General features: G+C 72.4%; 10 protein-coding genes. 7 read left to right on the top strand and 3 right to left on the bottom strand.

Annotation, left to right across the window (positions count from 1 at the left end; all coding sequences use genetic code 11):
• Positions 1-24: 24 nt before the first annotated feature.
• Positions 25-2745: an AfsR/SARP family transcriptional regulator gene (locus tag EV186_RS20380; RefSeq protein ID WP_133850909.1), complete on the bottom strand. Its 2721-nt coding sequence runs from the start codon at positions 2743-2745 to the stop codon at positions 25-27.
• Positions 2746-2876: 131 nt separating this feature from the next.
• On the opposite strand from EV186_RS20380, the gene EV186_RS20375 reads away from it, so the two are divergent.
• On the top strand, positions 2877-3800 hold the full coding sequence (locus EV186_RS20375; protein WP_133850908.1) for a cation diffusion facilitator family transporter: 924 nt from the start codon (positions 2877-2879) through the stop codon (positions 3798-3800).
• Position 3801: 1 nt separating this feature from the next.
• Here EV186_RS20375 and EV186_RS20370 read toward each other — a convergent pair whose 3' ends face one another.
• Together EV186_RS20370 and EV186_RS20365 are read right to left on the bottom strand one after the other, a co-directional pair.
• Positions 3802-4563: a DUF305 domain-containing protein gene (locus EV186_RS20370; RefSeq protein WP_243754156.1), complete on the bottom strand. Its 762-nt coding sequence runs from the start codon at positions 4561-4563 to the stop codon at positions 3802-3804.
• Positions 4564-4569: 6 nt separating this feature from the next.
• Positions 4570-5454, bottom strand: a complete 885-nt coding sequence (locus EV186_RS20365) for a DUF3105 domain-containing protein (RefSeq protein WP_133850907.1) — start codon at positions 5452-5454, stop codon at positions 4570-4572.
• Positions 5455-5642: 188 nt separating this feature from the next.
• Between EV186_RS20365 and argS the strand changes: the two genes are divergently transcribed.
• From argS to thrB, 6 genes are all read left to right on the top strand, one after another.
• Entirely contained in the window at positions 5643-7307 is a 1665-nt protein-coding gene (argS, locus tag EV186_RS20360; protein WP_133850906.1) for an arginine--tRNA ligase, read from the top strand.
• A gap of 6 nt (positions 7308-7313) precedes the next feature.
• Positions 7314-8741 (top strand): diaminopimelate decarboxylase, encoded by a 1428-nt coding sequence (gene lysA / locus EV186_RS20355; RefSeq protein WP_133850905.1) that lies wholly within the window; start codon positions 7314-7316, stop codon positions 8739-8741.
• A complete protein-coding gene (locus tag EV186_RS20350; protein ID WP_133850904.1) occupies positions 8738-10036 on the top strand; it encodes a homoserine dehydrogenase in 1299 nt (432 codons plus the stop codon). The genes lysA and EV186_RS20350 overlap by 4 nt, the downstream gene beginning before the upstream one ends.
• Positions 10033-11088 carry a threonine synthase gene (thrC, locus tag EV186_RS20345; protein WP_133850903.1) on the top strand — a complete coding sequence of 352 codons (1056 nt, stop codon included), beginning with the start codon at positions 10033-10035 and terminating at the stop codon, positions 11086-11088. Before EV186_RS20350 ends, thrC begins: the two co-directional genes overlap by 4 nt.
• Positions 11089-11105: 17 nt before the next feature.
• The gene (locus EV186_RS20340; RefSeq protein WP_133850902.1) at positions 11106-11693 is read left to right on the top strand and encodes a hypothetical protein; all 588 of its coding nucleotides are present in this window, start codon (positions 11106-11108) and stop codon (positions 11691-11693) included.
• A 247-nt stretch (positions 11694-11940) separates the two neighbouring features.
• A complete protein-coding gene (thrB, locus tag EV186_RS20335; RefSeq protein WP_133850901.1) occupies positions 11941-12813 on the top strand; it encodes a homoserine kinase in 873 nt (290 codons plus the stop codon).
• Positions 12814-12871: the final 58 nt, after the last annotated feature.

The raw sequence follows: 12871 nt of genomic DNA, 5'->3' as shown, positions 1-12871 counted from the left end.
GACCGAGATCCACAGGACAGCGCCTTAAGCCGTTCTGACCGGGACGCCGCGGCAGAGGTCGCAGTCCGCGTCCGGTGAGTCGAGGTGGGCCAGCGGCTGCGCTTCGTAGCTGCTGCCCAGCTCCCCGAGGATCCGAGCGGCCGCCGCCCACCGCGCCGAGGCCGACTGGGGGTCGGCCTCGGCGCACGCGTGTGCCAGGCCCTCCAGCGCGATGGCCTGGTGGAAGCGCAACCCGTTGGCGTTGGCCGTGTCCAGCGCTTCCCGGAAGTTCGCGGCGGCGCACGCGAGATCTCCCAGGGCGTACGCCGTCTCGGCCAGCCCGAGCACCGCCTGGCACGTCGTGGCCACCGCGCCCGCCTGGCGGGCCATCGTGATCGCGCTGCGGTGTTCGCGCAGCGCGCGCTCGGGATCGCCCAGCCGGCCCAGGGCCAGCCCGATCGTCGTGCGGGTGGCGGCGGCGTCGCGGCGCTCGCGAGCGCCGTGCTCGCCATGCCTGCCGGTGATCGCGAGCGCGCGTTCGCTCCAGTCGATGGCCGCGCGGTAGTCGCCCGCGCGCAGGGCGAGGATGCCCAGGTTGGTCAGCGCGTTGACCCGCAGCGCGGCGTTGGCCTCGGCGTCGAGCACGTCGTGGAAGCATTGCCGGGCAAGGGTTTGCTCGCCGCACCAGAGGTGCAACGCGCCCAGCCCGCACAACGCGACGGCCGCCCCCGCGCGGTCGCCGCACGCGCGTGCCGCGTCCAGCGCGCGGTGGTGCGTGCGGGCCCACTCGGTCAGCAGGCCGCGCTGCTCGAGCCAGGGCCGCACGACGCAACCCAGCTGCCAGGCCTGGCTGGGCTTCGCCTGCTCGACCGCCTCGACCAGGTTCGCCAGCTCCGCGCCGAACCACGCCTGCGCCTGCCCGCGCGTGGTGAGCTCCGGCACCGCCGCGGGTTGGTGGTCGACGGCCGGGGTGAACCGGCGCCCGGAGTCGAGCTGGTCGGCGGCGACGGTGGCCGCGGCCAGGTAGTAGTCGACCAGCCGGTCGAGCGCGGAACCGGGCTCGCCGACCTCGTGGGCGAGTCGGCGGGCGTGCTGGCGCAACAGGTCGTGCATGCCGTAGCGGCCCGGCACGTGCTCGGTGACCAGGTGCACGTCGACCATGTCCTGCAACAGTTTCTCGGTCGCGCGCACCGGCGCGCCGGCCAGCGCGGCCGCCGCGAACACGTCGATGTCCAGGCCCGGGTGCACCCCGAGCAACCGGAACAACCGCGCGGTGTCGTCCGGAAGTTGCTTGTAGGACAAGGCGAACGCGGCCGCCACGGTCCGGTCGTCGACGGCGAGCTCGGCGAGGCGGTGGTGCTCGTCGCGCAGCCGCCCGGCCAGGTGCCCGACCGTCCACGCGGGACGGTGGGCGAGCCGGGTCGCCGCGATCCGCACGGCCAGCGGCAGTTGTCCGCACCGGGCGACGGATTCCACGACGGCGTCGGGTTCGGCCGCGACCCGGCCGGGGCCGGCCACGCTCTCGAACAGCCGCCGCGCGTCGAGGGCGGGCATGATGTCGACGGTCAGCGTGGCCGCGCCGTCGAGCGCGCCGAGCCGGCGCCGCGCGGTGACGATGGTCAGGCAGCCCGGCGCGGCCGGCAGCAGCGGCCGGACCTGGGCGGCACCCGCGGCGTTGTCCAGCACGACGAGCACCCGCCGGCCGGCCAGCTCGCTGCGCCAGCGCGCGGCCCGGTGCTCGGGCTCGCTGGGGATGGCCGCGGGCGCGACGCCGAGCATGCGCAGCAGCAAGCCGAGGGCCGTGGTGGCGTCCATCGGTGTCGCACCTGGGGTGTGGCCGCGCAGGTCGAGGAAGAGCCGCCCGCCGGGGTAGTCGGCGGCGAGCCGGTGCGCGGCCCGCACGGCGAGGGTGGTCTTGCCGACGCCGGGCATGCCGTCCACGGCGATCACCGCGCCGGGCGTCGCGGCCTGGCGCAGCCAGTCCAGCTCGGCGGTGCGCCCGGTGAAGTCGGCGATGTCGTGCGGGAGCGCGTTGAGCGGTGCCTCGCCCGGTTCTCCGCCCCGGACTTCCCCTTGCAGGATCTGCTGGTGCAGGGCACGTAGCTGGGCCGACGGGTCGACGCCCAGTTGCTCGGCCAGCAGGGTGCGGCCCTGGTGGTAGACGCGCAGCGCGTCGGCTTGGCGCCCGTCGTGGTGCAGCACCTTCATGACCAGCGCGCGCAACTCTTCGCGGTAGGGGTGCTCGGCGAGGTGCGTGGCCAGCTCGTCGGCCAGGCCGTCGGTGTCGCCGTCGGCCAGCCGCAGCGCGGCGAGCCGCTCCACGGCGCCGGCCCGGCGTTCGTCCAGTGCGTGCGCCGCGGCCCGCAGCCGGGTGCCGTCGACCCCGTCGAGCGCGGGCCCGCGCCAGAGTGCCACGGCGGCAGCGAGGTGGTCGGCGGCCGCTGCCTGCTTGGCCGACGCGAGGTGGTGCTCGAAGGCGGCAAGGTCGAGCGTGTCGGCGGTGACCGGGAGCCGGTAGCCGGCCGGTTCGGTCTCGATCCGGCAGCGCAGGCGTTCACGGAGAGCGGCCACGGCCTTGTGCAGCTGGTGGCGTGCGGTCGCGGGCGGCGTGTCGTCCCAGACCGCGTCGATCAGCGCGTCGACGGTCACGGTCCGGCCGACGGCCAGCAGCAGCGCGGCGAGCAGCCGGTGCTGGCGGGGGCCGCCCGGCGACACGCGACGACCGTCGCGCACGACCTCCAGCGGTCCCAGCAGGCGAAACTCCACGTCGGCAACGTAACCCGAACTCGGCCCGCCGCCGCGTCCTGGAGCTTCGATCGTGACGGACCGGAGACGTCGGCCACTCCGATTGCACCCATGCACGAATCGCAATATGTTAGGTCATCGGGAGGCAGACGATGGGTCACGGTCACGGCCACGCCGTGCGGTCACCGGGCGGGCTGAGCGCGGGTGCGCGGCACGCCTGGCGGCTGTGGGCCGCCTTCGGCATCGCGGCCGCGTTCATGCTCGTCGAGCTGACCGTCGGGATCCTGACCTCCTCGCTGGCCCTGCTGTCCGACGGCGTGCACATGCTGACCGACGTGATCGGCGTCGGCCTCGCCCTGGCCGCGATCCTGGCCGCCCGTCGCGCCGGAACCGGCAGCGGCCGGACGTTCGGGCTCTACCGGGCCGAGGTGCTCGCCGCCCTCGCGAACGCCGTGCTGCTCTTCGGCGTCGCCGCGTACGTGCTGATCGAGGCGGTGCGGCGGCTGCCGTCGCCACCGGCCGTGCCGGGGCTGCCGGTGCTGGTCGCGGCCGCCTTCGGGCTCGCCGCCAACGTCGTGTCCTTCGCGCTGCTGCGGGGCGGCGCACAGGACAGCATCAACATCCGCGGGGCCTACCTCGAAGTGGTGGCCGACCTGATCGGCTCGCTCGGCGTCCTGGTGAGCGGGGCCATCACGCTGCTGACCGGCTGGCGCTACGCCGACCCGCTGATCGGTGTGGCCATCGGGCTGTTCGTGCTGCCGAGGACGTGGACGCTGGCCAAGCGGTCGCTGCGGATCCTGTTCCAGCACGCGCCCGAGGGCGTCGACGTCGGCACGCTGACCGCCGACCTCGCCGCCGTCATGGGGGTGTGCGCCGTGCACGACGTGCACGTGTGGACGCTGACCTCGGGCATGGAGGTCGTGTCCGCGCACCTGATCGTGCGGGGCGACGCCGACCAGGGCAAGGTGCTCGCGGCGGCCCGCACCGTGCTCGCCGACGGCTACCAGCTCGAGCACGCGACGCTGCAGCTCGAACCGCGTGGTTCGGCCGGCGAGTGCGGCGAGACGTCCTGGTGACTCAGGGCGCGGGCAGCGGCTTGGCGCCCCGTGCGGCGAGCATCTCGGTCATGGTCGTGACCTCGGCACCCTGGGTTTTGATGATCGAGTCCGCCAGCGTGCGGACCGCGTCGGTCTGGGCGTGGTCCAAGGCGTACTGGGCCATCGGGGCCCCGCCCTCGTGGTGGCGGATCATCAGCTGCAGGAAGTAGACGTCGAGCTCCTTGCCCGACAGCGTCCGCAGCTTGGTGAGCTCGGCCGTGGTCGCCATGCCGGGCATCTTCTTGACGCCGTCGGCCGACATGTCCATCCCGCCCATGCCGCCGTGCCCGGCCGGCCCGGCCATCCACTTCATGTAGGTGCCGGAGCCGAACAGCGGCTGGTTCCAGACCGCCAGGAACCCGTTCATCTGACCGACCTGGTTCTGCTGGCTGGTCTGGATGTCGAACGCGAGGTTGCGCACCTCGGGATCCGACGAGCGGCCGAGCTCGATGGTCGCCATCGTGACGGCCTGGGTGTGGTGCACCGCCATGTCCTGTGCGAAACCGACGTCCACCGAACCGGCGGTGGGCACCGACGGCTCGTCGATGGTCGCGCGGGTGATGAGCATCCCGATCGCCGCGCCGACCAGCAGCACCGCGAGCGCCGCCGCCGCGAAGACGAGGGCCCGTTGCGCCGAAGGCGCCCCGTGACCGTCGTCTTCCGCGGCTTGCGGCTCCTCGACGACCTCGACGACCTCGTCGACCTCATCGTCGTCCGGGTGCACCATCTCCCGCTCGACCACGGCGGCCTAGCTCGACGGCTTGGTGGTCGTGGTCTTGGCCGAGGACTTGCCCGAGGCCGGAGCGGTCGGGGTCGCCTTGCCCTGCGACTCGGCCGCACCCTGGTTGGTCGCGCCCTCACCGCTCATCGGGATGGCGTCCTTGCCGGGCTTGCTCGGGTCGAACTTCGGCGGGTTGGCCGGGTCGAACAGACCCTCGGCGGCCAGCGAACCGCAGCTCGCGCCGACCTCGGGGTACTCGTACTTGTTCTGGTTCAACGCGGTGATGAACTGGTCGATGCGCTCGTCGTCGACCTTGTCGACCTTGAGCTGGTGGCCCCAGGACTGCAGCGAGACCGGGTGGTCGAGCCCGGGGTACGGCGACAGCATCATGAACGGCTTGCCGTCGACCTTGAGCTTGAGCTTGTCCAGGTCGGCACCCTTGACCTGGTCGGGGTTGTAGGCGATCCACACGGTGCCGTGCTCGAGCGCGTGCACCATGTTCTCGCTACGCACGGCGGTCGGGTAGACGACGCCCTCGCAGTCGGCCCAGGCCTGGTCGTGCGGGCCGCCGAACGGCGGGCTCTGGTCGTAGGCCACCCGCTGGTTCGCCTTGACGTGCAGGCCGTTGGGGTACTGCTTGACCACCACGCCGGGGATCTGCGTCGACGGGTCCTTGTTCGTGTCCGACGGCACGAACTTCTCGACCGCCGCCTGAGCCGCGTTCTTCGCCGAGATCTTGTTGTACGCGTAGCCGAACACGACGCCGGCGAGCGCGACCACGACGACGACCGCGATGATCGTGCCCCACGGCTTCGGCTTGGTCGCGACGACCGACGGGCGCGCCTTGCCGGACTTGCCGGATTTTGCCGCGGACTTCGCGGGCGTCTTGTTGCTCTTAGTCCCACTGGCCATGCCGGACTCGGACCTCGTCTCGCTACTGGGTGCTCTTGTTGAGTTTAAGTAGGCGGTGTCTGCTCATTGTCAAACGGTTGCCACCTGGTGCTGACCGGGCCCCGAGCGCGCAGGCCGTCGGGCAGTCTAGGCACTCCGTCCAGGGGCCTGCGCCGTGCGCCGGACGTGCGCTACCTAGACTTCCCCGGGTGACCCCAGCCGTGCTCGCCGACCTGGTCCGTTCCACCGCGCTGCGGGTGTTGTCCAGTCGAGAGCTGGATCACACCGCCGTGCCGGAAACGGTCACCGTCGAGCGGCCCCGCAACCCGGAGCACGGCGACTATGCCACCAATCTCGCGCTGCAGGTAGCGAAGAAAGTGGGCGTCGCGCCGCGCGAGCTCGCCGGCTGGCTGGCCGAGGCGCTCGCGCAGGCCGACGACGTCGCGACCGCCGAGGTCGCCGGGCCGGGCTTCATCAACCTGCGCCTGGCCGCCGACGCGCAGGGCGAGATCGTGCGCGACGTGCTCGCCGCGACCACGGCCTACGGCACGGGTGACCTGCTGGCCGGACGGAAGATCAACCTCGAGTTCGTCTCGGCCAACCCGACCGGCCCGATCCACCTGGGCGGCACCCGCTGGGCCGCCGTGGGCGACGCGCTCGGCCGCGTGCTGACCGCGCAGGGCGCCGCGGTGACCCGCGAGTACTACTTCAACGACGCGGGCGCGCAGATCGACCGGTTCGTCCGGTCCTTGATCGCCGCCGCGAAGGGCGAGCCCGCGCCGGAGGACGGCTACGCGGGCGCGTACCTCTCCGACATCGCCGTCGAGGTGATGAAGTCCGAGCCGGACGCGTTGTCGCTGCCGGAAGCCGAGCGCGACGAGGTGTTCCGGCGCCTCGGTGTCGGCCTCATGTTCGACGAGATCAAGCGCGCGCTGCACGAGTTCGGCACCGACTTCGACGTGTTCTTCCACGAGGACTCGCTGCACAGCTCCGGCGTGGTCAGCGAGGTCGTCGAGGACCTGAAGGCCAAGGGCCACCTCTACCTCGCCGACGGCGCGTGGTGGTTGCGCAGCACCGAGTTCGGCGACGACAAGGACCGCGTCGTCATCAAGAGCGACGGCGCCCCGGCCTACATCGCCGGGGACATCGCCTACTTCCGCGACAAGCGGGCCCGCGGCTTCGACCTCTGCATCTACATGCTCGGCGCCGACCACCACGGTTACATCGCCCGGCTCAAGGCCGCGGCCGCCGCCCTCGACGACGACCCCGACGCCGTCGAGGTGCTGATCGGCCAGCTGGTCAACCTGGTCAGCGACGGCAAGCCGGTGCGGATGAGCAAGCGCGCGGGCACCGTGATCACCATGGAGGACCTGGTGGACGCGGTGGGCGTGGACGCCGCCCGCTACTCCCTGGTGCGTTCCAGCGCGGACTCGACGCTGGACATCGACCTCGACCTGCTGCGCAAGCGGAGCAACGACAACCCGGTGTTCTACGTGCAGTACGCGCACGCGCGGCTGTGCTCGCTCGCGCGCAACGCCGCCGACCTCGGCATCACCGTGCCCACCGACAGCACGGAGATCGCGGTCGGCCTGCTCACCCACGACCGCGAGGGTGACCTGATCCGCACGATCGGCGAGTTCGGCCGCGTCGTGCGCACCGCCGCCGAGTTGCGCGAACCGCACCGGGTGGCCCGCTACCTGGAAGACATGGCGAGTGCCTACCACAAGTTCTACGACTCGTGCCGGGTGCTTCCCCAGGGTGACGAGCAGCCGACGCCGCTGACCGTGGCGCGCCTCGCACTGTGCATGGCCGCGCGCCAGGTGCTGGCCAACGGCCTGGCGCTGCTCGGCGTCACCGCACCAGAACGGATGTAACGGACCATGAGGGCACACCCGGCCGGCCCACGGCACGCCGACGTCGTCGCGCCCGGCAACACCGCGGGCCTGCCGCCGGAGGATCTCGACCTGCTGCACCCCGCCGTGTGGCCGCGCAACGCCGGCCGTGGTGCCGACGGCGCGCTGCGGGTGTCCGATGTGGACGTCCGCGAGCTGGTCGCCGAGCACGGCACGCCGTTGTTCGTGCTCGACGAGCAGGACTTCCGCGCACGCTGCCGCGAGCACGCCGAGGCGTTCGGCGACCCGGCGCTCGTGCACTACGCGTCGAAGGCGTTCCTGTCCGTCGAGGTCGCCCGCTGGGTCGCCCAGGAGGGCCTGAGCCTGGACGTGTGCAGTGGCGGCGAGCTCGCCGTGGCGCTGCGTGCCGGGTTCCCGCCCGAGCGGATCACCTTGCACGGCAACAACAAGTCGGTCGCCGAGCTGGACGAGGCGGTGGCCGCGGGCGTGGGCACGGTGGTGCTCGACTCGTTCCACGAGATCGCCCGGCTCGAACACTGCGCCGCCGAGCGCGGCGTCGTGCAGCAGGTGCTCATCCGCGTGACGGTCGGCGTCGAGGCGCACACCCACGAGTTCATCGCGACCGCGCACGAGGACCAGAAGTTCGGCTTCTCGCTGGCCTCCGGCGACGCGGCCGAGGCCGCCCGCCGGGTGCTGAAGTCCGGCTCGCTCGAGCTGATCGGCCTGCACAGCCACATCGGCTCGCAGATCTTCGACGCCGACGGCTTCGAGATCGCCGCGCACCGCGTGGTCGGCCTGCTGGCCGCGCTCAAGGAAGAGCACGGTGCCGAGGCACTGGCCAAACTGTCCGTTGTGGACCTCGGCGGCGGCATGGGCATCGCCTACACCCCCGACGACGACCCGCCCTCGCCCGCGCGGCTGGCCAAGCAGCTGCACGAGATCGTGGCTCGCGAGTGCGAGCTGGCCGGGCTCGCGCAGCCGAAGGTGGCCGTCGAACCGGGCCGCGCCATCGTCGGCCCCGGCATGATCACCCTCTACGAGGTCGGCACCATCAAGGACCTCACGCTCGGCCAGCACGGCGCCCGCCGCTACGTCAGCGTCGACGGCGGGATGAGCGACAACATCCGCACGGCCTTGTACGACGCGGTGTACGACTGCCGCCTGGTGTCCCGCTCGGCCGGCGACGGCGAGCGCGACACCGAGCCGGTGCTGTGCCGCGTGGTCGGCAAGCACTGCGAGTCCGGCGACGTGGTCGTCCGCGACTGCTGGCTGCCCGCGAACCTCGCCCCCGGCGACCTGATCGCGGTCGCCGCCACCGGCGCGTACTGCTACGCGATGGCCAGCAACTACAACCGGTTGCCGCGCCCGCCGGTGGTCGCCGTGCGCGACGGCGCCGCCCGCACGCTGCTGCGCCGGGAAACCGTCGAGGACATGTTGCGCCTGGAGGTGGAATGAGTCACCGCCCGATCCGGGTCGCCCTGCTCGGCTGCGGCACCGTCGGCACGGAGGTGATCCGGCTGCTGACCCAGCAGGCGGACGACCTCGCCGCCCGCGTCGGTGCCCCGATCGAGCTGACCGGGGTCGCGGTGCGCCGGCCCAACAAGCACCCCGATGTGCCGGCCCACCTGCTCACCACCGACGCGGCCGCCCTCGTGGCGTCCGATGTGGACGTCGTGGTCGAGGTGATCGGCGGCCTGGACCCGGTGCGCGGGCTGCTGCTGGACGCGCTGACCGCGGGCAAGTCCGTGGTCACCGCCAACAAGGCGTTGCTCGCCGAGAGCGCCGCCGACCTATTCGCCGCCGCGGACGCCTCCGGCGCCGACCTCTTCTTCGAGGCCGCCGTGGCCGGGGCGATCCCGTTGCTGCGACCGCTGCGCGAGTCGCTCGCCGGCGACCGGATCACCAAGGTGATGGGGATCGTCAACGGCACCACCAACTTCATCCTGTCCGCCATGGACGAGACCGGCGCCGGGTACGCCGAGACCCTGGACGAGGCGTCCCGGCTGGGCTACGCCGAGGCCGACCCGACCGCCGACGTCGAGGGCTACGACGCCGCGTCGAAGGCCGCGATCCTGGCGTCCCTGTCGTTCCACACCCGGGTCACGGCCACCGACGTGTACCGCGAGGGCATCACCTCGGTCACGCCGACCGACATCGCGGCGGCCCGCGGGCTCAACCGCACGATCAAGCTGCTGGCCATCTGCGAGCGGGTCACCGGCGAGGACGGCGCGGAGAGCGTCGCCGTGCGGGTGCACCCGGCCATGATCCCGCGCAGCCACCCGCTGGCCACCGTCGGCGGCGCGTTCAACGCCGTGTTCGTCGAGGCCGATGCCGCGGGCCAGCTCATGTTCTACGGCCAGGGCGCCGGTGGCGCACCGACCGCGAGCGCGGTGCTCGGCGACCTGGTCGCGGTGGCCCGCAACCTGGTCGGCGGCGGCCACGGACCGCGCGAGTCCGCGTACGCCGCGCTGCCCGTGCGCACCATCGACCAGGCCTCGACCCGCTACCACGTGAGCCTCGACGTGGCCGACCGGGCCGGCGTGCTGTCCACAGTGGCCAGTGTGTTCGCCGAGCACGACGTGAGCATCGCCGCCGTGCGCCAGGAAGGCAGGCGCCGTGACGCGAGCCTGGTCATCGTGACCCACTCGGCCCCGGAGGCCGCCTTGCGTTCCACAGTGGACAAGATCGCCGGGTTGCCGGTGGTGCACGACGTCGTCAGCGTGATGCGGGTGGAAGGCGAGGAGTCATGACCGGCTGGCCGGGGATCCTCACCGCCTACGCCGCCCGGATTCCGCTGCCCGCGGGCGCGCAGATCGTGACCCTCGGCGAGGGCAACACGCCGTTGCTGCCCGCGTCGCACCTGTCGGAGCTGACCGGGTGCCAGGTGCACCTCAAGGTCGAGGGCATGAACCCGACCGGCTCGTTCAAGGACCGCGGCATGACCGGGGCCATGACCTACGCCAAGGCCAACGGCATGGAGGCGGTGATCTGCGCGTCGACGGGCAACACGTCCGCGTCGGCCGCCGCCTACGCCGCCCGCGCCGGGCTGACCGCGGCCGTGCTGGTCCCGCGCGGCAAGATCGCGCTCGGCAAGCTGGCCCAGGCCGTGGCCCACGGCGCCCGGATCCTGCAGATCGACGGCAACTTCGACGACTGCCTGGAGCTCGCGAGCAAGACCGCCGCGCAGTACCCGATCGAACTGGTCAACTCGGTCAACCCGATCCGGTTGCTCGGCCAGAAGACCGCCGCGTGGGAGGTCTGCGACGTGCTCAGCCGGGCGCCGGACGTGCACTGCCTGCCCGTCGGCAACGCGGGCAACATCACGGCTTACTGGCGCGGGTACCAGGAGTACGCCGCGGACGGCGTCGTGGCCTCGACGCCACGCATGTTCGGTTTTCAAGCAGCGGGTGCGGCACCGTTGGTGCGCGGGGAGCCGGTGAGCGAGCCGGAGACCATCGCGACCGCGATCCGGGTGGGCAACCCGGCGTCGTGGGCCGGTGCGGTGACCGCCCGCGACGAGTCGGGTGGCTTGTTCGAAGCCGTCACCGACGAGCAGATCCTGGCGGCCTACCGGTTGTTGTCGAGCCGTGAGGGCGTCTTCGTCGAGCCCGCGTCCGCGACGAGCGTCGCCGGCCTGCTGGCGGTGGCCGCCGATGGCCGGCTGCCGGCCGGGTCCGTCGTCGTGTGCACGGTGACCGGGCACGGGCTGAAGGATCCCGACACCGCGTTGCAGGGCCTGGCCGAAGTGGAGCCGGTGCCCGTGGACCCGACCGCCGTGGCCGCGGCATTGGAGTTGGCCTGACATGGAACGGGGCTGATATGGACTTGGCGGAAGCCGTCGAGGCGGACCAGCTGTGGGGCTGGCCGGTCGAGGTGCTGGACCACCTGCTCTTCCTGCAGCGCCAGGCCTGGTCGGGCCGGCTGCCGCTCGAGTCGTGGCGGGCCGAGGACGCGTCGCTGCGCGAGGGTCAGCCCGCAGTGGACGCCGTCGCGGTCGAGTCCGCCCTGACGGAGTGGGTGGCCAGCGGCGAACTCCAGCTCGGTGCGCACGGCGGCCTGCTCGGCCGGCTGACCGTGCTGGCCAACCGCCCGCCCAGCGATGACGACCTGTGGGTCGAGCTGATCACCGTGGCGAAGCGGGCCGGGGCGGCGGACGCGAATCCTCGCTTCGTCGAGGTCGACCTCGCGCGCCGGGATCTGATCGTGTCGTGGTTGCGGTCCTCCGATTCGGTCGATGCGGTCACGGGGTTGCCGTGGTCGGTGGTCGCCCGGTTCGGTTCCGAGGTTGACGACGCGCGGCAGGCGGCCCTGGACGGAGTGGCGGCGGACGAGCGGTCCTGCGCCGACCTGGTCGCCACCCGGCGCGCGGAGCTCGGTTCTTCGACCGGCGACGAGTGGCCCGCCTGATTTCGCTGCCCGCTTGATCGTTGTGCGCCGGGATTTCGGCTTCGGCGGTTGCTTGGTTTGACGGGTGCCGCTGAGCCGCGCCGGTCTGCCGGTGCTGGGAGGGACGCAACGTAGGTGGCTCTGGCCGTGAACCCAACCGATCGGTTCTGGCCGTCGCGTGGTCCGGTGGGTGGAACGGGGGCGGCGAAACCCGGGACCAGGTGGTTGGGTGTGGGCCGATGACGAACACCTGGTGAACGGTGGTGGCATGACTGTGGTGCGGGTTCGGGTGCCTGCGTCTACGGCCAACTTGGGGTCCGGTTTCGACGCGCTGGGGCTCGCGCTGGGGCTCTACGACGAGGTCGAGGTGGCGACCGCGGACGAGGGGTTGCGGATCGAGGTCCATGGCGAGGGTGCCTCCGAGGTTGCGTTGGACGAGGGACATCTGGTCGTGCGGGCGGTGCTCGCGGGCGCCGCGCAGCTCGGGATGGCGGTGCCCGGGCTGACCGTGCGGTGCGCGAACGCCATCCCGCACGCACGCGGGCTCGGCTCGTCGGCCGCCGCGATCGTCGCCGGGGTGGCGGCCGCCTATGCGCTGGCCGGGCTGGACGCGCGCAAGGAGCCGGGCGCGTTGCAGCTCGCCGCGCGGTTCGAGGGGCACGCGGACAACGTGGCCGCGAGCCTCTTCGGCGGCCTTGTGCTTGCGTGGCAGGACAACGAGCAGTTCGAGGCGCTCCGGCTGGAACCGCACGAGTCGGTCCGGCCGGTCGTGTGCATCCCCGAGCACCCGTCGGCCACGGCCACCACGCGCGGCTTGCTGCCCGAACGCGTGCCGCACGTGGACGCCGCCTTCGCCGCGGCGCGGTGCGCGCTCGCGGTGCAGGCCATCACGACCCGGCCCGACCTGCTGCTACCGGCCACACAGGACAGGCTGCACCAGGACTACCGGGAGCAGGCTTGGCCGGACACGATGCGGCTCGTGCGGGAGCTGCGGGACGCGGGTGTCCCGGCGACGGTGTCCGGTGCGGGGCCGACTGTGTTCGCTTTCACGTCCGACGGCACTTTGCCGCCTGGAGTCGACACCGCGGACTACCGGGTGCTCGAACTGCCGGTCGACCGGACCGGCGTCCGCTGCGACTAGGGCCGCGATCAAGGGTCGGCGACCAGGGCGCAGAACCCTCTCGTCGAGCGGATTCGGT

This window comes from Labedaea rhizosphaerae, assembly GCF_004362825.1.
GTDB lineage: Bacteria > Actinomycetota > Actinomycetes > Mycobacteriales > Pseudonocardiaceae > Labedaea > Labedaea rhizosphaerae.
Note: the sequence above shows the minus strand (reverse complement) of the source record. Positions and strands in the feature narration are given on the sequence as shown.